Genomic DNA, 20,606 nt, shown 5'->3' on the forward strand with positions numbered 1-20,606 from the left:
TGTTGTGTGCTCCGTTATGTAAAATATATCAGGGATTTGGGCAAGTGTATAAATGTCTAATACCATTCATGTCGTGATTTTATACATTTATTGTCGTGAGTTTCTATTAAAAATAGATTAAGTCTGTGATAACTTATAGATAAATGTCAGAATATTATATAGTATGGAGGTAAGACAACAGTGACCATTCGAATTGGAAAAATTAGCTTGTGGCATGTTCACGCATGGGATTACATCAAGCAGGCACAGGAACATGAGGATACAGTCATCGCCGCTGTGTGGGATGACGATGCCAAGCGGGGGCAGGGTGCGGCTGAACGCTTAAACGTACCATTCTATGCTTCACTCGAAGATATGCTGGCCAAGGATGACATCGATGCCGTTATTGTAGATGCGCCAACTCGCATCCATGAAGATGTGATCACCGCTGCTGCAAAAGCAGGTAAACACATCTTCACGGAGAAGGTTATTGCGTCGACACAGGCGGAATCCAACAGAATCCTTAATGAGGTAAAGGCAAACAAGGTCAAGATGACAGTCTCCTTACCGCGTCTGAATGCAGGATATACGCTAACGATACAGGATGTGCTTAACCAAGGATTACTTGGTAAAATAACTTATGTAAGAGCGCGTTTATCGCATGATGGAGCGATTTCCAACTGGTTACCTGAACACTTCTATGATCTGAAGGATTGTCAGGGCGGTGCACTGATTGATCTGGGCTGCCATCCAATGTATCTCGCCAAACTGTTTCTGGGTCAGGAAGTAACAGCGGTTAGTGCGAACTTTGGATATATTACAGGCAAAGAAGTGGAAGATAATGCAGTTGCAACCTTGTTTACGGATTCTGGAGCAGTCGGCGTTGTTGAAGCCGGTTTTGTGAACAGCCATTCTCCGTTTACGATTGAGGTTCATGGAACGGAAGGTACACTTCTGTATGGGACACCTGATGAAAAGTTATTGATTCGCACGAAAGCAGTACAGGGACAGTATCAAGAGTGGACTGAACTTCCTTTGGCAGACCAAAGAGAAAGCGCATTCAATCAATGGGTTGCACATATACAGAATGATACGGATGCAACAGAAAACGTGCAGATCGCTATGGAGCTGACCCGTTTGATGGAAGCAGCGAATCTCTCTGCCAAAGAAGGGCGCAGAATTACTCTGAAAGAGTTGAAGGGTTAGTTTTTATTAAGGAGGTGTGCAATCTTGAGCCTGTATCCTTATGAGAAAATGCTTGAACGGCAGGATCTCTTGGAGAGACTGGATATTCTAATGGTTTGGGGACATTATGAGATTCGCGTGATGCGATTTCATCTGACTTCTTTTCCAGCGGGCCGAGTTGTGGATTTCCATAATCATGCGGAGTTTGAGTTTCATTTTATCCCGAGAGGTAAAGGTAAAGTTATTCTGGATGATCAGACACATGCACTCTCGGAAGGTATGCTGTATTTGACTGGACCGGGTGTCGTTCATTATCAGGAGGCTGATGCCAAAGAGGACATGGATGAACTATGTCTTCATGTAGATATCGTTCACAAGCCAAGGGAACATGTCGATCCCTGGGAAGCAGCAGAATCCGAGGAAACGATTGAAAAGCTGAGAACGCTTCCGCTTACTCCGGTGAATGATTATCATCGTGCAATGCATTGTTTTTTGGAAGCCTACGAGGCATGTGATCTAAAATTGTTAGGTTATTATACGTCGATCAAGCAACTGGTTATCAGCATATTACTCAAAACCGTGCGAGCATACGACACCGGGGGGAATCGACCGGAAGCCCCTGTGCGGGATATGTCGGTATATCGCTATGAGTATGCACTACAGTATATGGAGGCGAATCACCCTTCGGTGGTCACGCTGGAGCATGTAGCTGAGAAACTTCATATTAGCAGCAGACAATTGCAGCGAATCTTCTACCAAGTACAGCCGGAGATGCCGTTCAGCCGTGTACTGGAGGATATTCGTCTGCGCGCCGTGTGCCGCAATCTGGAGGAAAGTAACGTATCCATTGAACAGATCGCACTTGCTTCAGGATTCAATAATGCCAACTATTTGCATGCTGTATTTCGCAAACGTCTGGGGATGACCCCGTCGGCTTTTCGTAAAATGAAACAACCAATACTTAAGTGAGGGTGAATATATATATGAGTAAAGTATATCGTATCGGAATTATTGGCTGTGGTGGAATCGCGAATGGTAAACATCTGCCGAGTCTGAGTAAATTGGATAATGTTGAACTGGTGGCTTTCTGTGATATCGTTCAGGAACGTGCGGATGAAGCCAAACAGAAATATGGCGCTACTGAAGCCAAAGTCTACACGGATTATCAGGAATTGCTTAAGGATGAGTCTTTGGACATTGTGCATGTACTTACGCCGAATATTTCTCATGCCGAGATTTCTATTGCTGCCCTGGAAGCGGGGAAACATGTCATGTGTGAAAAGCCAATGGCGAAGACATCTGCTGAAGCACAGCTCATGCTGGAAGCGGCAGAACGTACTGGCAAAAAACTGACTATCGGATACAACAACCGTTTCAGAGAAGACAGTCAGTACTTGAAGAAGGTGTGCGAAGCGGGTGACCTGGGTAATATTTATTTTGCCAAAGCACATGCAATTAGACGTAGAGCAGTACCAACATGGGGTGTTTTCCTGGATGAGGAGAAGCAAGGTGGCGGTCCATTGATTGATATTGGTACGCACGCACTTGATCTGACGCTCTGGATGATGGATAACTATCAACCAAAAGTTGTGCTGGGTACGACCTATCATGAGCTTTCACAACGTGAAAATGCGGCCAATGCCTGGGGCCCGTGGGACCCGAAACAATTCTCCGTAGAGGACTCGGCCTTTGGCATGATTGTAATGGAGAATGGGGCAACGATCATGCTGGAATCCAGTTGGGCACTGAACTCACTGGATGTGGATGAGGCGAAATGTAGCTTGAGCGGTAGCGAAGCGGGTGCGGATATGAAGAACGGACTGCGCATCAATGGTGAGAAATTCAGCCGTCTATACACCAATGAGATTGAACTGAGTGCAGGCGGGGTAGCTTTCTACGATGGTAAGAGCGAGAGCGCACCGGATGTTGAGATGAGAAAGTGGATTGAAGCGATTGAGAACGATCAGGAGCCAGTCGTTACACCGAAACAAGCGCTGGTTGTATCTCAAATCCTGGAAGCACTCTATGAATCTGCTCGCACAGGCAAGGCTGTGTACTTGAATAACGGTAACGAAGCATAGAAAAGGCTTAAAACAATAGATTACAAAACCCTTTGTCCTGTTATTTGGGGCAGAGGGTTTTTGGTGTTTTGGATGCTAGGGCGTATCTGAAAACTCCGAAGGAAGCAGATTTTGCCGAATTTTCGTTCCAAGCCAGGAAGTTTTCCGCAGGCGTGCCGGGGCACGTCAAGGGGAAGTGACGCAGCAGGGGGCGAAAAGGCGGTAAAAGATGCACTTCAGCGAGTTTTGAGACACGCCCTAACTATTGGTCCATACCAGACTCTGTTTCGGCACATATGATGAGAGAAAAATGAGCTGAAAAGAGGGTATGTCTTGACTAAACACAAAACGGGTCATGGTGTTTCCATTGTTGTATGTACCAATCGGCCGCAATTTTTTGATAACATCCTGCAAAATTACAGTTGGCAGCGTTATAAAAGCAAAGAATTGATCATTGTCCTGAATCATGACAGTATGAATCTGGCATTATACCAAAACCGGGTTCGAAATCTTGCCAATGTTCATGTATATCAAGTTCCGGAGAGCATTTCCCTAGGACAAAGCCTGAACGCTGGCATGACAAGGGCACGCTTTTCGCTGATTGCCAAATTTGATGATGATGACTACTATTCGCCGTATTATTTAACAGAGCAGGTGAGAGAACTTAGACGGACCAAAAGTGATATTGTGGGTAAACATTCGTGCCTGGTCTATTTGGGCGCATCCAAGACATTGTTGGTCAGATCTCCGGCTGAAAAAAATAAACCGGTTGAATTTGTTCAAGGGGGCACTATTTTATTCAAAAGAGAGATCTTGAAAAAAGTCCGCTTCACGGACCGTTCAATAGGGGAAGATGTGACCTTCCTGAGACAATGCAGGAAAAGAGGATTCAAAGCGTACGCGACCTCTCCTTATAATTATGTCTATCACCGCAGACAGAACAAAAAGAGTCATACCTGGAGAGCGGATGACAGCTTTTACCTGGAGGGAAGCAAAAAACTTGCGGTTACAGAGGATTTCAGACCCTATGCTAATAAAAAGTTATAGTCTGTAATCGTAGTGCCCGTATGTCGTCAAATATCGAAAGCGAAGATGCATCTGCTGCGTGTAGATGCGTCTTTTTTGTGCCAAAATGCTTAAATTTGGAGGTGGTCAGAAAAAAATATGAATTTACTTGAAAAAAAAGTATTGCATATAAGTTTAGTCGGAATTATATTAATGGTATAAGGTCTAGACCATATACAGATCGGAGTGTTTAGATGTCCAGTACGTTTTCATTTCGTTTTGAGAAAGTATCTACCAAAAAGGTTAGTGAATTCATTAGGGAACAACTGGAAGAAGCCATTATTTTGAAAGAATTAATGAGTGAAGAACAGCTTCCAGCCGAGCGAGATCTGGCAGAGATTTTTAACGTAAGCCGGATTACCGTTCGCGAGGCACTCTCTTCATTGGAAGAGAAAGGCTTGATAGAGAAAAGGGTGGGTGCCAAAGGCGGAACATTTGTACTGCCTCTGACAGCCAATTCGCATAAACGGACCAGAGAAGAAATTAAACGGGATTGGTCACAGATGCTGAAGGTGTTTGAATTTCGAACCATCATCGAGCCAGAGGGAGCTTTTCTCGCTGCTGAGCGGATCACCGCAGGCGAACTGGAGCTGCTTGAGGGTTACATGGAACAAAGTATAGAGCCAGACTGCACAAGAGAATGGTTCAGGGCGCTGGATGTGAAATTTCATCTGACCATCGCCAAGGCTTCGGGGAATCCATACTGTGAGAGAGCCGTCAGACAGATTCGGACGAAAATTAATCCGGCGCTCGACTTGATGCCTTATGATGACCGGATCCGTACCGTCAACCACGGTGTACATATGGAGATTCTTGAAGCATTGAAAGCCCATGATAGCATCAAGTCTAAGGAGACGATGAAAAGGCATATCGAATTCTCGGCGGATGCAATCTATGCCCGTTTGGTTTCTGAATCGGACAAAAATGAAGGGAATGACAGCGAATGAATCGTTCAGAACTAATACAGCTGGCTCAGCCACTACAAGCCCAGTTAAGCGCTTGGCGCAGAGATTTACATCAGCATCCGGAGATCGGTTATGAGGAGCATCGCACATCCGCTATCGTAGCTGAGCATCTGGAAAGCCTGGGGTTGGAAGTTACACGCAATGTCGGACAGACCGGGGTTACAGGCCTGCTTCGCGGAGAGAGCGATGGACCAACCTTTGCCTTGCGCGCAGACATGGATGCTCTGCCAATCCAGGATCAAAAAGCGGTGGAATACCGCTCGCAAGTGGAAGGCAAAGCGCATCTGTGTGGACATGACGCTCACACCTCCATCCTGATGGGAGCCGCCCAACTGCTTACTGGTCTTGGAAGACCGAAATCAGGCAACATCAAATTTATTTTCCAGCCAGCAGAAGAGGGACTTGCAGGTGCAAGAGCCATGATCCAGGACGGTGTTCTGGAGAATCCAAAGGTTGATGCCATCGCAGGATTACACATGACACCTGGACAGGACACAGGAACCTTGGGTGTAAGTCAGGGCGTTGCGTTTGCATCAGCTGATCCCTTGGTTATCAAGGTGTTTGGCAAGGGTGGTCACGCAGCTCGTCCACATGAGGGTATTGATGCAATCGCGGTATCCGCTCAGGTCATCACCGCATTGCAAAATATCGTCAGTCGGATGGTTGATCCACTTGAACCGGCAGTAGTCACGATTGGCAAAATCACGGGAGGTTATATGGGAACAGCCATCGCCCCCGAAGTGGAGATGATCGGTACGGTTCGTACACTCTCACCTGCCATTCGTGAGCGGATGCCAGCTTTGATCGAGCAGGTTGTTAAAGGGGTCTGCGATTCTTTTGGAGCTGGATACGAAGTCGTTTACGGTGATGGATACCCTGTTGTCGTGAATGATCTCGGCATGGTTGACCTGCTAACAGAGACTTGTGATCAGGTTAATGCGGAGAAGGGATGGACTTATATCAAACCTTCTACAGGGGGCGAGGATTTCGCGTTTTATTGTGAACAGATTCCGGGTGTGTTTTTCAGACTAGGATCTGGGAATGATGAGGAACGTACTCGTTATCCACTCCACCATCCCATGTTTGATCTTGATGAGACAGCGATGCCTTATGGTGTGGGTATGTTGTCCGCAGTAGCACTTGAATTTTTGGCACGGAATACATCTTCTGAGGGGGAGCAATCACAATGAAAAAAAGACAATGGACAGGCTTGTGGATCACGTTACTGGCAGTCGTAATGGTACTCAGCGCTTGCGGAGGAAAATCGACAAGCACGAATGATAGTTCCGCAACAGAAGGAACGGGCAGTGGAAGCGCAAGTACAACACTGACTGTTGCTGCGGCAACCGATATTGAGAGTTTCGATCCGCACAACAACAACAACACTTCCAGTGAGGCGGTTCTGGTCAACGTTTTTGATTATCTGATCAAAAATGACAGTGAACAGAAAAAAGTTGCGGGACTTGCGACATCATGGGATCAAGTCGATGATACAACGTGGAGATTTAAGCTGCGTGAAGGTGTTACCTTCCACAATGGCGATCCATTCACTTCAGCAGATGTAAAATACACGCTGGAGCGCGTAGCCAAGGACGAGACACTGAAACAAAACAGTTATTTCAAAAATATCGTAGAAGTTAAAGTGGTGGATGACTATACCGTAGATATCATCACGGATGGTCCAGATCCGTTGCTCCTGAATCGTCTGTCCAAAATGGGAGCAGGCATTCTGCCAGCAAAATATATTGCAGATAAAGGATTCGATGCTTTCCTGAAACAACCGGTAGGCACAGGCCCTTATAAGTTCAGTAAATGGACCAAAGATGATCGTGTGGAACTGGTGAAAAACGAGAACTACTTTGACGGTGAACCAAAATGGAATGAGGTGGTATTCCGCGTTATTCCTGAAGCCTCCACACGTGTATCCGAATTGCTTGCTGGTGGTGTGGATGTGGCTTCTTCCATTCCGTCCACTGACATTGCCCGGATCGAAGGCGAAGCAGATAAAAAGATTGTCAAAGCGCCAATCCAACGTGTGCTTCAGTTGATATTCCGTCAGACAGAAGGCAGCATCACAGCTGATCCGAAAGTACGTGAAGCGATTGACCTGGCTATCGACAAACAAGGGATCGTGGACAGCATTGCCGGCGGAGCAGGTATTGTAACCCGCACATCCGTAACACCAGGCAACTTCGGTGCTGATCCTTCATTGTACAAAACATCACTTTATGATCAAGAAAAAGCTAAACAGTTGCTGCAAGAAGCTGGCTATGCGGAAGGTGAAGCCGAGATGACCATCTCCGTTTCCGCACAATACAAAGAACAGGCTGAAGTTGTTGCAGCAATGCTGGAACAAGCCGGATTCAAAATCAATCTGGATGTCCTGGAAGCAAGTGCATTCAGTGAACGTTACAGCTCCAAATCATTCAAAGAAATCTTCATGATTGGTATTGGTAACTCCTTGTTTGATGCTTCGAATAACTACAATCGTTATATGTTGGAAGAAGCAAAAGGCGAGTCGGATTACAACAACCCTGAAGTAGAGAAACTGCTTCAATCGGCATTGGTGAACATGGACCCTGCGTCTCGTGAGAAAGAGTATCAGCAAGTACAACAGATCTTCTCTGAAGAACGCCCAGCCGTATATCTGTACCAAATGGAAGGTGTCTACGGAACAAATGCTAAAGTGAACTTCGCGCCGCGCAGTGACGAGATGTTCTATGCTGACGAGATTACACCTGTTGCACAGTAACATCGGGTATAACAACCGGTCATTGAAAAGATAGGCCGTGAACGGCAGGGACTGGATAACCATGTTCCTGCCGTTCTTTTTTAAAAGGGAGGTGAACAAGGAATGGGCAAATACGTACTTAAGTCACTACTGCAGATCATTCCGGTGCTGTTCATTGTTTCATTAATTGTATTCATTTTGGTTCGAGTCACCGGTGATCCGGTTGCGTTAATGTTGCCTGAAACGGCTACCGCTGAAGATCGTGCTGTCTTGACGCAGGCACTTGGTTTGGATCAGCCTTTATATACGCAATACGTGAAGTTTCTGGGCAGTGCGATACAGGGAGACTTTGGTCAGTCTTTTCGCTACAATCAGCCTGCGCTAGAGCTTGTGCTGGAGAGATTGCCTGCCAGCTTTGAACTGGCGGTAGCCGCCATGTTTTTTGCCGTACTTATGGCTGTGCCACTTGGAGTCATTTCAGCTGTCAAACGCAATACGTTTACCGATCTCATTATTTCAGGAATATCCGTCATTGGTAAGGCGATGCCAAACTTCTGGATGGGGATTATGCTTATCCTCTTGTTCTCCGTCATGCTGGGCGTATTGCCGGTATCCGGTCGCGGAGGATTGTCACATCTGATCTTGCCGGCCTTTACACTTGGCGTTGGACTGGCTGCGCAGATGACCCGGCTGATTCGCTCCAGCATGCTGGAGATTCTCAACCAGGACTATATTCGAACAGCTCGCAGCAAGGGGCTTGGCCGGATGGTTGTCATTGTAAAACATGCATTTCGGAACGGATTGATTCCGGTCGTGACAATTATGAGTTTGCAGTTTACAAGTCTGATCGGGGGCACTTTGATTACGGAAACGGTATTCTCCTGGCCTGGACTGGGTCAGTTGCTGGTCGTTGCAGTCAACACACATGATATGGCGATTGTACAGGCAGCGGTGTTTGTCATTGCCTTTATCGTTGTGGTAATCAACATCTTGACGGATGTAGCTTACAGGCTGCTCGATCCGCGCATCAAATACGACTAGAAGGAGGTGCAATCATATGACAGGCAGCAATGAAATGCCAATTCCGGGTACAGAACAGGAACAAGACAATGGGCGTGCACCAACGGGATTTCGTTATATCTGGCAACAACTGATCATCAGCAAGACCGGAATGTTTGGTGCTGTGCTTGTATTGTTGGTTGTGTTAATTGCCATAGGTGCACCTCTATTGACGAGTCATGATCCGGCAGCGGTGAATCCGCTGGGCCGACTTAAACCACCAGCATGGCTTGAGGGTGGAACGGCCGAATACTGGCTGGGTACCGATAATCTCGGCAGAGACATGTGGAGTCGAATAGTATATGGTGCCCGAGTTTCCTTAATCGTGGGGATGGGTGCCGTGATTGTGTCAGGAATTATTGGCGCGATTCTGGGGCTGGTATCCGGATTCTACGGGAAATGGCTGGATGCTGTCATCATGCGTGTAGGTGATGCATTCATGGCGATTCCAACCATTCTGTTCATGCTTGTTGTGATGGCAATTGTTGGCCCGGGTATTACAACGTTGATCTTTGTCATCGGGGTGACGAACTGGGTTCCATTCACCCGTGTGGTAAGAAGTGAGGTTCTTAGTATCAAAGAGCGGGATTTTGTTCATGCTGCCAGATCAATTGGCGCGAAGAATGGAAGATTAATTCTGAAACACATTCTGCCGAATATCCTTTCATCCTTTATCGTCATCTGCGGTATGAATGTCGGCACGACAATTATTATGGAAGCTTCACTCAGCTTCCTGGGTCTGGGTATCAAACCACCTGATGTATCCTGGGGAGGGATGCTTAGTGATGGCAGACAATACGTTGCTACAAGCTGGTGGGTCGCTACATTCCCGGGACTAGCCATTACATTTACCGTACTCGGTGTTATTTTCCTTGGAGATTGGCTGCGTGATGTGCTTGATCCACGTACAGAGACAACCCATAAATAAACGGAGAAGGGAGCCATCAATATGAACCAAAGACCAATTATGCCGGAGGATCTGCGTCATTATCGTTGGATCAGTCAGCCAGTAATCAGTCTGAACGGACAAGTGGCTTATGTGGAACAGACCATAGATCAGGATAAAAATGAATATAACACGCAAATTCGAGGGATTTCCCTCGATGGTGATGAAGATATTGCACTTTCGGATGGAACAAAAGATTCCTCACCTGCTTGGTCGCCGGATGGCACACAGCTCACATTCATTCGCTCAGTGGATGGTGGCAAAGGACTATGGACGCTCCATTCAGATCAAAAAGAGCCGGTCATGCTGATATCTCCCGCATGTAAAATATTGAGTTATATCTGGTCGCCGAACGGGCAGTACATTGCGTTTACCAGCAAAGTGCAACCGGAGGACCAACAGAAGAAAGCAGACGCACAACAGGAGCCTGCACCTGTGCTGCGAGGTAAAGTCTTTGAGCGTACAACGCCGAAGGCGGAAGGGGCTGGCTGGTGGGATGGTCAATACAGCCAGTTGTTTGTATATGAGATCAAAAGCGGGGAGATCACACAGGTGACTTCCGGGCTATGGAATATCAGTGCTCCGGCGTGGTCGCCAGATAGCCAGCAGCTTTCTTTCATTTCGAAGCAAGTAGAGGACGAGGAACTTGATGCGGATCTGCTTTACTTTACCGATGTATACAGCATTCGATTGGGAGAAAGTGATCTGTTCAAAGTGACGGATTCCAGTCTGGCGATAAGCCAATTCTCCTATTCGTCCGACGGGCAGCAGCTGATCCTGATCGCCAGTGATCGTGAGTATGGAAGCGGGAGCCAAAACAGCTTATACGCTGTTCCCGTTCATCGAGGTATACCCAGGCCAATCGCACCTCAATTAGATATGCAGATTGGTAACGCGGCGCTTGGAGATATGAAGTCGGCAGGTGCGTCACCTTCTCCTATCTCGGATGCCCATCATCCGGAACGCGGTGTATATGTACTCGGAACACATAACGGGAATGTGGACGTGTATCGCATTCAAGAAGATGGGAATTATCAATCTGTGACGGGCGCTGGTGAAAAGGATGTGTATCAGTATACCTTAACGCCAGATGGTTCGTCGCTGGTAATCGCTGCGTTGACTGCTGAACACCCTGGAGAGTTATATCGCGTGGATATCGACAGTGGTGAAATGTTCAGACTCACCCGGCGTAATGATGAATTCATGGCTGAATTGGCTGTAAATGTGCCAGTCCGTGTAGAGTTTAAGTCCTCTGATGGATGGCCGCTTCAAGGTTGGTTAGCCACACCGGCAATACGTGACACCAATGGGAAACTGCCATTGATTTTGCAGATTCATGGTGGACCGCACGCGATGTATACGGGTACATACAGTCATGAAATGCAGACACTCGTTGCGCAAGGGTACGCTGTGCTGTGGATCAATCCTCGCGGAAGTATGGGATACGGTCAGGAGTTTGCCAGAGCTTGCCGTGGTGACTTTGCCGGAGGGGATTACCGGGATCTGATGGAAGCTGTTGATTATGCCCTGGCTACATATGATTTCCTTGATGCATCACGTCTGGGTGTAGCGGGTGGCAGTTATGGCGGAGTGATGACCAACTGGATTGTAGCGCATACCCACCGTTTCAAGGCGGCTGTAACCCAGCGTTGCATCTCCAACTGGTTGTCCATGTATGGAACGAGTGATATCGGAATTTCTTATGTTGAGGGAGTCATCGGTGGTAATCCGGCCGAAAACGCTGAATTCCTGTGGTCCCGCTCACCACTAGCTCATGCACATCACATTGAGACGCCACTTCTGATCATGCACGGAGAGCAGGACTATCGGACACCGATTGCGCAAGCGGAGGAATTATATACTACGCTAAAACGATATGGCAAAAAGACCAAACTGATTCGTTACCCGGGTTCCAACCACAGTTTACTAAAAAGCGGTAAACCTTCATTACGGATCGATAGCTTCGAACAGGTGAATGCCTGGTTCAATCAGTACCTCGGGAATGAGGAGGGCGAGCAATGAGTCGAACTCAGCTGTCCATTCCTGTAGGGCTTCTTGTAGAGAATGTTCTAACAAGTGGAGAATCAAAAGAAGTGATTATTGAATGTTTACAACGTCGAGACTATTCCCGGTTGCTCCCTCTGGTTAAGGAATCCGCGATGGATTTTGACGAAAGACTACAGACAGCAGATGATATCGGAGACGATTGGGAGAAGGCGATACGTCAAGGTTATGAGTTCAAGTTTTTGCATATTAACGGGTTGAAACGATTGCTCGATTTCCGGTTTGACCGTAAGGTGGATCGGGATTACGTTCAAGATGAGTTGTCTCTGAAGCATATTCGTTTGACCGCACAAGAGATTGAACTGCTACAATCGTTAATTGGCAGGCAGTGGATCGTGCAAGCAGAAGAAACAGAGGCAGCAGAAGAAGGTAGCAAAGAGAGTGGGATATCCTCCCGCATTCCTGTCCGTATTCAATTGAAGTTCCCTTAATATGGACCAAGAAGAAGCCGCGATGATCGCGGTTTTTTTGCTATGTACAGGTAGAAATGAGGATGACTGAATTCAAAAGTTGAAATCGGACTCTGAATGATTTATATTTATATTAAATGATACTATTATCTATCAAAAATGCAGGTATAAAGAGGGGGACCTAGGATGTCCATTCAAAATGTTTTAGGAAAAATTCAAATATCGGATGATGTGATCTCCAAAATTGTCGGCAAGATTGCGAATACCACCAGCGAGATTTCCTCCATGTCGACAGGACTTATAGAAGGGGTCACCAAAAAGTGGAGCGGGAAAAGTCTGCAAAATGGCATAGATATCCGCAAGGTAGAATCAAGACTGGAGATAAACTTAAAGATTGTCGTTTGTTATGGAACAAAAGTGCATGAAGTCTGCAGGGAATTGCAAAACAATGTGAGATTGCATGTGGAACAGCTGACCGGATTAACCATTGATACGGTGAATGTGATCGTTGAGGGGTTATCATTTAACCAACCTGCTGCCAAGCTTTAATCCAATTTCAGCTACATAGAGGAGTGACAGCGATGAATAAGATTTCCATAACAAAAGCCAGTCCACAATCAGTAGTCGGCGGGCAACTAAATCAGATGGCACTTGAATATATGGCCTATTCGCTTGCAGGTACCAAGGATAAAGGCATTATAGAGAAAACATTTAACAAGTTATGGCGTTCGAATCAGAACCGATTCAGTCACCAATATGCTTATGAAGCTAAAATGGGTAACCAAACGCTGGGCATGATCATGTGTTATCCGACCACTATAATGAACAAACTTGCTTTACCAACGTTCTCCAAACTGTTTGAACTTCGTAAATGGAGCCTGATTAAGTATAATCTCCAACACTGGAAAGAGTTCTACTCCATGGTGACATTAAAAGAAGCGGAGAACGACGAGTACCACATCGGGACATTGGCTACGTTGCCTGAAAGCAGAGGACTTGGTGTAGGGACACAGCTCATTCATTTTGCTGAGGAGCAAGCTATAACACAAGGTCTGTCCAAATCTTCACTTACGGTTAAAAAGGAAAATTTACTAGCTATTAAACTCTACGAGCGTTTGGGATACCAGAGAGTAGGGGAAATCAATAAACCTTCGTTATCCCTGTACAGGATGTCCAAAATATTGGTGTAGTGCTTTCTAAGAAGATTAGAATAAGCAACTGGAAGGTTCACATATATAAGCCCACATTGGAACAGTTAAAAGTGTGAGCTGGAGGGACGCTTTATGCGTCCCTTTTTTAGTTCTTCAAATTTTTCTCATAAAAAAGTAACTTGACTTTTGTGGGTGTTTAAGCAGGTACTTGACAGGGGTGTGGTATAGTATAAAAAGTTCTTTTAATGAAGAAAGACGGAGAAATATACAATGTGGGGTGTAACCAGTGTATCAATATAAGGATCAGGAATATGAAGCAGTACACTTTGAGGGACGTGATCTGCGCTATGGAGAACTCATAAGTTGTGTTTTCAAGCAGTGTACATTTATGAACGCTTCTATGGAAGAAATTGAAACGAGTAACTGTCGTTTTATCGAGTGTGACTTCAAAGGGGCTTCCATGAATGGTTCGATTCATACGGAATCGGCTTTTGAAAATTGCACCTTCGGTGGTGCAAATCTCTTTGCTTCCAAATTCAGCTCCTGCAAGATGACAGGCTCAGACTTTTCAGGTGCGCAAATGGATGGCATTACCCTAAGTCACGGCGATTGGTCCTATACCAATCTGAGACATACACGTTTGGGGAAACAGGATCTGCGAGGAATTCGTTTCTTTGAGGCTGACTTTACGGACACGGATTTCACCAAAGCGGATTTGAGAGACTGTGATCTTACCCGAGTTGTATTAAGCAGAGCCAAGCTTCAAGGGGCCGATCTTAGAGGGGCTAATCTGGAAGGCATCGATCTGAAATCACTGGATATCAAAGGCGTACGTTTGGATCGCGAACAAGCTGTTCTGTTTGTACGCTCGTATGGTGCGAAAGTAGACTAAGTTGAGTTGAACATACACAGCATGAAGCCGCCCTTAAGGCGGCTTTTTTGACGTTAAAGCTTTCCCATTCAAGCAAATTGGCAGGAAAAAGAGATCTAAACAAGAAGTAGTTAACATAAGTTTCAACTAAAAGGAGGTTATCATGACCGTCACATTAATTATTATTGTCGCTATTATTGTCTTTGGGCTTATAACAGGCACAATCACTACGATTATGGCATTTAAACTGCTACGTAACAATAAAGAGAAACATCACCTTCGCAAGAGCATTCTGATGGACGGAATTCCAACAGAAGCAATAATTCATGATATTGTGCAGACATCATCCAGTAGGGATGGAAGGCCTGGCGTGCGATTGGATCTGACTGTAACCCAAGTTGACCGCCGCACCTTCCCAACAATTGTAGAGACTTATATTCCAATCACACATATTCCCCATTTTCAGAAAGGAAATGTCATTAACGTAAGATACATTGCGATGGGGAATGAACGAAAAGTTGAGGTAGAGGATGCCTACCTTCCGTGAGGTGCCGCATGGTGGTAAGCTTCGGTTATCAGGCATATCAAAAACCATTACCTGAAACAAATCAGGTAGTGGTTTTTGACGTTAATTTAATTGAGTTAATCCTCTTCTTTTGACATATTTAGTATATACCTCGCTTTGTTTCATGAAGTGAATTTCATTACGTTTTAACGCTGTGCTTGTGGGTTCGTTTCAATCGCACAGCAACCCAACTCATAATCAGAGCAGCAATGAACAGAAATACGGTCACACCTGCAATGACAACAAAGAAGGATTGGTCAAATGCAGCAAAGGCGGCATTTTTGAGCGATTCAGCAGACGCAGCAGGCAAGCTTTCGGCAGCGATAAGCGCTTCATCCAAACTGTCTTTCGCATTGGCTGGCACACTAATTCCCACAGGAATCTTCATAGCGAGTGTGTAGAAAAGAGTCGACATGCTGCCGATGATCGCAATACCGGATGCTCCGCCCAGCTCATAACCCACTTCCTCAATGGAAGCGGCCATGCCCGCTTTGTGTGGTGGGGCATAACTCATAATGGAATGTGATGCAGCGGTCATCCCTGATCCAAGACCTGCACCAAGCAGTGCCAAGCCGATAATCTGCCCGGTGAACCCAGCATTGAAATACATCAGATACGTCCCCATGCCAAGGGCAGCGATGAAGAGAGTGAAGCTTTTGATATATACAACATCCACACGGTGCATAATGGCCCCCGTAACAGGTCCGGCAATGAGTGCTGCAACAGGTATGGATACGGTGAATAGTCCAGCCTGAAGCGGTGACATGCCTTCCACCAGCTGAAGCCGCTGAGTGACCATATATTGCACACCCATTTGTGCAAACAAGCCAACCAGTGCGGTAATAAAGCCGGTGCTGAATCTTGGGATTTTGAATAAGGACAGATCCAGCAGTGGATTGGGACTGTTATTCTGACGGCGAATAAAGATGATCAGGGACAGAACACCGATCACAGCAGCAATGATAGCGAGTGTGAGAGATCCTTCGCGTCTTGTGAATTCCTTAATAGAATAGATAATTCCGACCATGGCAATCATGATCTGAATGGAACTGGTGAAGTCCCACTTTTTCGAGGTATCCCCTTGATGTTTAGGGATCATTTTCAAGGCGAATACAAACGCGATAATGGCTATGGGCAGGTTAATCAGAAACACAGAGCCCCACCAGAAATGTTGAAGTAGCAGTCCACCAACAATCGGTCCCAATCCAGCACCACCTGATGCAATGGAACCCCAGATGCCGATTGCCAGTGCGAGTTCTCGCTCATTCGTAAACGTAACTCTGATAATCGACAATGTCGCTGGCATCATCATGGAGGCACCTACGGCTAGAAGAATTCTGCTCATGACCAGCATAGCCGGTACTGGAGAAAAGGCAGCAGCAAGAGAAGCAGCAGAAAAGACGAGCAAGCCCAGGGTGAATATTTTTTTATGACCAAGACGGTCCCCGAGTGTTCCCATTGCAGGAAGAAGACCCGCCATGACAAGGGAGTAACCGTTCAGAATCCATAATTTCTCCGAAGCAGATGCACCGAGATCATGGGTCAAGCTGGGTAGGGCTGTGTACAGGATGGTCATATCCATCACAATGAGTAATAGTGCACTTGAGACAATAACAAGAATCATCCAACGTTTGAATTTTGACATGTTTCCCTCCGGCGATATGAATAACTTACAATTTTAGACTAAACTATCGGGTAACCCTATAGTCAAACTTTTCTTTACACACTATAATGCATTTATATTGATAAAACTTAGACTACATATGTACATGGAGGGCCCATAGATGGCTGGACATCACGCACAACATTTTACCACCAGTGAATTTGCCAAGATCTGCGGAGTGACCAAACATACCTTGTTTCATTATGACGAGATTGGGCTGTTAAAGCCTGAATATACCAATGCCAAGGGCTACCGCTATTATGGTATGCAACAAACGTATGTGCTGGATGTCATACATGTGCTGAAGAAGGCAGGAAGCTCACTCCAAGAGATTAAGTCGTTTATTCAAAATCAGAATACACCATTGTTAATTGAGCTGTTTGAACAGAAATTAAAGGCACTTGAATTGGAGCAACAACGAATCAAACGTATGCAAAAGCTGCTAAGTGGTGCCATTGAAATGACGAAACAAGCCACGGATGCTTCTCCTGAAGGGCTGCATATCGAACAATGTGAGCTGGAGTATTTTATTGCTGTACAACTGGAGCAAGGGGATGGGGATAAGGAATTCTTCCGTAAGTTCATTGAATACAGGACCCATTGTGATGAACAGATGATCGACTATGAGTTTCCGGTATGGACGATCTTAACTCAGGAGCACTATGAGGCAGGAGAATACTATCCGGATTACTTTGGCAACAAAATAAAAGCTCCCATTCCAGGGGAAACGATATGGATTAAGCCAAAAGGGATGTATGCCGTCATGAATCATCGAGGTTCATACGAAAGCATGCCGGAGACGTATTCCCTCATGAAAGAGGAGATAGAAAAAGAGGGACTGCAAGTCTGTGGACATGTGTATGCACTGGACCTGCTCACTTATTTTGCAGAAAGTAACCCCGATGAGTACATCATCAAAATTTACGTAGAGGTGTGTAAGCCAGAAAACACAATGGTTTAACGGTACGAGGATGGAAGATGAGATCGAGGCTACACTGTCTTGACCCATATCGTATTCCATGTTAAGTTTTCTGTATTAAATTTTGAACTTTCAAAGGGGGGATAGAGTCATGACTGAATTAGAGGTTGTGGATGTTTATGTGGACCTGTCAACAAACATGAACAGTGGCATGGTTCACAATATGACTAATCAGAATCCGGCACTTTGTCCTCCTATGCATAGATCTACTTGGCGCTGAGTGGTTTATCGCCAGGTTTCTTTATTGTATAAGCGAATCTAAATTCTGATTATGTTCAAATATTAAAGTGAGGGAATCCATGCCATGTTCTATGGTGAAATCCCGTCAGTTTACTTTTATATTTCACATAAAAAGGATGATATGCATGTCTTTAATCAACGTTACCAACCTGACCTTTGCTTATGAAGGCAGTTACGATAATATATTTGAAAATGTTAGTTTTCAGTTGGACTCCGATTGGAAATTGGGTTTTACCGGAAGGAACGGCAGAGGCAAAACGACTTTCCTCAATCTGTTGCTTGGCAAATATGAATACAGCGGACATATCTCTGCGAATGTTAGCTTTGAATACTTTCCTTTCCAGGTAGAAAATAAGGGAGCCATGACCGTTGATGTCATCAGCGAGATTCATCCTGAATATCTACACTGGCAAGTTGTGCGTGAGTTTAACCTGTTAAAAGTGTCAGAAGATGTGTTGTATCGGCCTTTTGATACGTTATCCAACGGAGAACAAACAAAGGTGATGCTGGCTGCTTTGTTCCTGAAGGATAATCGGTTTCTGCTCATTGATGAACCTACCAATCATCTTGATCTTCATGCAAGACAAATTGTCAGTAATTATCTTGGCAGCAAGAGTGGATTTATTTTGGTATCTCACGATCGGGCGTTTCTGGATCACAGCGTGGACCATATCCTTTCCATCAATAAAAGTAACATCGAGATTCAGAAAGGCAATTTCTCCGCTTGGTGGGAAAATAAAAGAAGGCAAGATCAGTTTGAACTTGCGAGTAATGAGAAATTAATAAAGGATATCAAGCGTTTATCCGATTCAGCCAAACGGACCGGTGGATGGTCGCATGAAGTTGAAAAAACCAAAAATGGTACGAGAAATTCCGGTTCCAAGGTGGATAAAGGATATATTGGGCACAAGGCTGCCAAAATGATGAAACGTTCCAAAAATATCGAACAAAGGCAGCAATCTGCGATTCAAGAGAAATCCAAACTTCTCAAAAACATCGAGAGTGCAGAACGTTTACAGATTCATCAGCTGGATTTTCACAAGCAGGAACTTGTTGAATTGGAACATGTGTCGATATCATACGGCTCCAATACGGTGTGTAAGAATGTCAGTATCACGGTTGAAAACGGGGGTCGTATTGCCCTGTACGGTAAAAATGGATCTGGCAAATCAAGCATTCTTAAACTGATCTGTGGTGAAGATATCCCTTATACAGGTCTTTTCCGAAAGGATCATCAGCTTAAAATCTCGTATGTGTCGCAGGACACGTCCGATCTCGGAGGGCATTTATCTGAGTATGCGGCCACACAGGGGATTGATGAAAGCCTGTTTAAATCGATACTTCGAAAGTTGGATTTTTCCAGACTGCAATTGGAGAAAGATATCTCAACGTTTAGCGCAGGTCAAAAAAAGAAAGTGCTCATCGCTAAAAGTCTTAGTGAGAAAGCTCATCTGCATATTTGGGATGAACCACTCAACTTTGTAGATGTCATTTCACGTATGCAGATCGAAGATTTACTCTTGGAATACTCGCCAACCCTGCTTTTTGTAGAGCATGATCGTGAATTTTGTACAAATATTGCAACGAGAATCATCGAACTGTAAGTAACGTGAAAGATAACCATGTTAAGAGCCGCCAAATGGCGGCTTTTAGTATTACTCGTGAGGAAGTATGCTATAATTTTATAATCTCATCCAATCATTTGATGGATGACTAGATCAATTGTAGACTAATTCGCCAAGAGGTGTAATACCAATGAAAAAGGAAATGACAACAATCAAACAAACCAGGCTCCATTCCATTTTGGACGAGGCCACCAAATTGCTGATTGAAAAACCGAATGCTTCCATGAATGAAATTGCGGAATCTGCAAAAATCGGAATCGCTACGTTACATCGATACGTGGAAAGCCGCGAACAGCTTATGGTATATCTCGGATTACGCGCAATCGAGGTGGTCAGTGAGACCATGAAAGAAATCCAACTGGATGAGGAGCATTGTGAAAAGTACATACCTGAGCTGATCGAGGCGCTGATTCCATTAGGCGACAAAATTTATTTTCTGGCTCATGACACCACCATTAACTATAATCCCGAGATTGAGGGAGCAGATCTGAAACTGAGAGAACCTGTATTACACGCGGTCGGTCTGTTACAACAGAAAGGTTATTTCCGCTCCGATCTCGATAAAACCTGGATTGTCGATGTGTTGTATTCCATCATGTTCCTGACGTGGCAGCAGGTTGTAAGTGGTCATATCGCGAGAAAAGCAGCCCCTGCGCTTGTGGTGGATACGTTTTATCATGGATTTAAGCAGCGATAGGTCAGGGTCTATCCAATGAAAAACAATAGATTTTAATACGAAAACACCCTCAAAGAATCAACTGTATCGTTAGATACACAGACTCTTTGAGGGTGTTTTTTTGCGTTCACAACAGCGTTTCTCAGTGCGCAAGCTGCAAAGACATGATTTTCTCACATATTCAAATATTAACAGAGTTCAGAATTTAAGATTTTCAGTTTACAAAAAATGATATAAATTTCTAGTAGATTCAAATCATTACCAAATAAAGACAAAATATTCAAGTGAGGGGGCCGGACAGAAACACCAGCAATTGTGCAGTTCGAATCAGCTTATGTACTCATTCCATCAACCCAAATCAGGAGGGATTCC

19 protein-coding genes are annotated in these 20,606 nt (G+C 45.1%); 18 read left to right on the forward strand and 1 reads right to left on the reverse strand.

From position 1 onward, the window contains the following. Nucleotides 1-180: 180 nt before the first annotated feature. From MHI55_RS14665 to MHI55_RS14735, 15 genes are all read left to right on the forward strand, one after another. On the forward strand, nucleotides 181-1,185 hold the full coding sequence (locus MHI55_RS14665) for a Gfo/Idh/MocA family oxidoreductase (protein WP_340390445.1): 1,005 nt from the start codon (nucleotides 181-183) through the stop codon (nucleotides 1,183-1,185). Between the two features lie 24 nt (nucleotides 1,186-1,209). Continuing rightward, nucleotides 1,210-2,133: a helix-turn-helix domain-containing protein gene (locus tag MHI55_RS14670; protein WP_235193807.1), complete on the forward strand. Its 924-nt coding sequence runs from the start codon at nucleotides 1,210-1,212 to the stop codon at nucleotides 2,131-2,133. Between the two features lie 14 nt (nucleotides 2,134-2,147). After that, nucleotides 2,148-3,245, forward strand: coding sequence for a Gfo/Idh/MocA family oxidoreductase (locus MHI55_RS14675; protein ID WP_340390446.1), 1,098 nt, complete (start codon nucleotides 2,148-2,150; stop codon nucleotides 3,243-3,245). Between the two features lie 312 nt (nucleotides 3,246-3,557). After that, nucleotides 3,558-4,271 carry a glycosyltransferase family A protein gene (locus MHI55_RS14680; protein WP_340390447.1) on the forward strand — a complete coding sequence of 238 codons (714 nt, stop codon included), beginning with the start codon at nucleotides 3,558-3,560 and terminating at the stop codon, nucleotides 4,269-4,271. Between the two features lie 212 nt (nucleotides 4,272-4,483). Further along, a complete protein-coding gene (locus tag MHI55_RS14685) occupies nucleotides 4,484-5,236 on the forward strand; it encodes a FadR/GntR family transcriptional regulator (RefSeq protein ID WP_036608273.1) in 753 nt (250 codons plus the stop codon). Then, nucleotides 5,233-6,444: a M20 family metallopeptidase gene (locus MHI55_RS14690; RefSeq protein WP_340390448.1), complete on the forward strand. Its 1,212-nt coding sequence runs from the start codon at nucleotides 5,233-5,235 to the stop codon at nucleotides 6,442-6,444. The genes MHI55_RS14685 and MHI55_RS14690 overlap by 4 nt, the downstream gene beginning before the upstream one ends. Continuing rightward, nucleotides 6,441-8,006, forward strand: a complete 1,566-nt coding sequence (locus MHI55_RS14695) for an ABC transporter substrate-binding protein (RefSeq protein WP_340390449.1) — start codon at nucleotides 6,441-6,443, stop codon at nucleotides 8,004-8,006. Before MHI55_RS14690 ends, MHI55_RS14695 begins: the two co-directional genes overlap by 4 nt. 102 nt (nucleotides 8,007-8,108) lie before the next feature. Beyond that, nucleotides 8,109-9,026, forward strand: a complete 918-nt coding sequence (locus tag MHI55_RS14700; protein ID WP_017688654.1) for an ABC transporter permease — start codon at nucleotides 8,109-8,111, stop codon at nucleotides 9,024-9,026. A gap of 16 nt (nucleotides 9,027-9,042) precedes the next feature. Then, complete coding sequence (locus MHI55_RS14705) at nucleotides 9,043-9,972, forward strand: ABC transporter permease (RefSeq protein ID WP_036670788.1); 930 nt, start codon at nucleotides 9,043-9,045, stop codon at nucleotides 9,970-9,972. A 21-nt stretch (nucleotides 9,973-9,993) separates the two neighbouring features. After that, nucleotides 9,994-12,012, forward strand: a complete 2,019-nt coding sequence (locus MHI55_RS14710; RefSeq protein ID WP_340390450.1) for a S9 family peptidase — start codon at nucleotides 9,994-9,996, stop codon at nucleotides 12,010-12,012. After that, nucleotides 12,009-12,485: a hypothetical protein gene (locus tag MHI55_RS14715; RefSeq protein WP_340390451.1), complete on the forward strand. Its 477-nt coding sequence runs from the start codon at nucleotides 12,009-12,011 to the stop codon at nucleotides 12,483-12,485. Before MHI55_RS14710 ends, MHI55_RS14715 begins: the two co-directional genes overlap by 4 nt. Nucleotides 12,486-12,650: 165 nt before the next feature. Then, complete coding sequence (locus MHI55_RS14720) at nucleotides 12,651-13,013, forward strand: Asp23/Gls24 family envelope stress response protein (protein WP_340390452.1); 363 nt, start codon at nucleotides 12,651-12,653, stop codon at nucleotides 13,011-13,013. Nucleotides 13,014-13,045: 32 nt separating this feature from the next. After that, the gene (locus tag MHI55_RS14725) at nucleotides 13,046-13,654 is read left to right on the forward strand and encodes an N-acetyltransferase (RefSeq protein ID WP_340390453.1); all 609 of its coding nucleotides are present in this window, start codon (nucleotides 13,046-13,048) and stop codon (nucleotides 13,652-13,654) included. Nucleotides 13,655-13,901: 247 nt separating this feature from the next. Beyond that, complete coding sequence (locus MHI55_RS14730) at nucleotides 13,902-14,507, forward strand: pentapeptide repeat-containing protein (protein ID WP_036608249.1); 606 nt, start codon at nucleotides 13,902-13,904, stop codon at nucleotides 14,505-14,507. A 142-nt stretch (nucleotides 14,508-14,649) separates the two neighbouring features. Further along, the gene (locus tag MHI55_RS14735; RefSeq protein ID WP_340390454.1) at nucleotides 14,650-15,033 is read left to right on the forward strand and encodes a hypothetical protein; all 384 of its coding nucleotides are present in this window, start codon (nucleotides 14,650-14,652) and stop codon (nucleotides 15,031-15,033) included. Nucleotides 15,034-15,190: 157 nt separating this feature from the next. Here the strand turns inward: MHI55_RS14735 and MHI55_RS14740 are convergent, their stop codons facing one another. Next, nucleotides 15,191-16,696 (reverse strand): MFS transporter, encoded by a 1,506-nt coding sequence (locus MHI55_RS14740; protein WP_340390455.1) that lies wholly within the window; start codon nucleotides 16,694-16,696, stop codon nucleotides 15,191-15,193. Between the two features lie 139 nt (nucleotides 16,697-16,835). Here MHI55_RS14740 and MHI55_RS14745 point away from each other — a divergent pair, with 139 nt between their 5' ends. The 3 genes from MHI55_RS14745 (at nucleotide 16,836) to MHI55_RS14755 (ending at nucleotide 20,255) form a co-directional block, all read left to right on the forward strand. Continuing rightward, nucleotides 16,836-17,675 carry a MerR family transcriptional regulator gene (locus tag MHI55_RS14745; RefSeq protein WP_282321534.1) on the forward strand — a complete coding sequence of 280 codons (840 nt, stop codon included), beginning with the start codon at nucleotides 16,836-16,838 and terminating at the stop codon, nucleotides 17,673-17,675. A gap of 383 nt (nucleotides 17,676-18,058) precedes the next feature. Next, entirely contained in the window at nucleotides 18,059-19,537 is a 1,479-nt protein-coding gene (gene abc-f / locus MHI55_RS14750; protein WP_253508198.1) for an ABC-F type ribosomal protection protein, read from the forward strand. A 151-nt stretch (nucleotides 19,538-19,688) separates the two neighbouring features. After that, complete coding sequence (locus tag MHI55_RS14755) at nucleotides 19,689-20,255, forward strand: helix-turn-helix domain-containing protein (RefSeq protein WP_036608234.1); 567 nt, start codon at nucleotides 19,689-19,691, stop codon at nucleotides 20,253-20,255. Nucleotides 20,256-20,606: the final 351 nt, after the last annotated feature.

This window comes from Paenibacillus sp. FSL E2-0151 (assembly GCF_037993015.1).
Lineage (GTDB): Bacteria > Bacillota > Bacilli > Paenibacillales > Paenibacillaceae > Paenibacillus > Paenibacillus amylolyticus.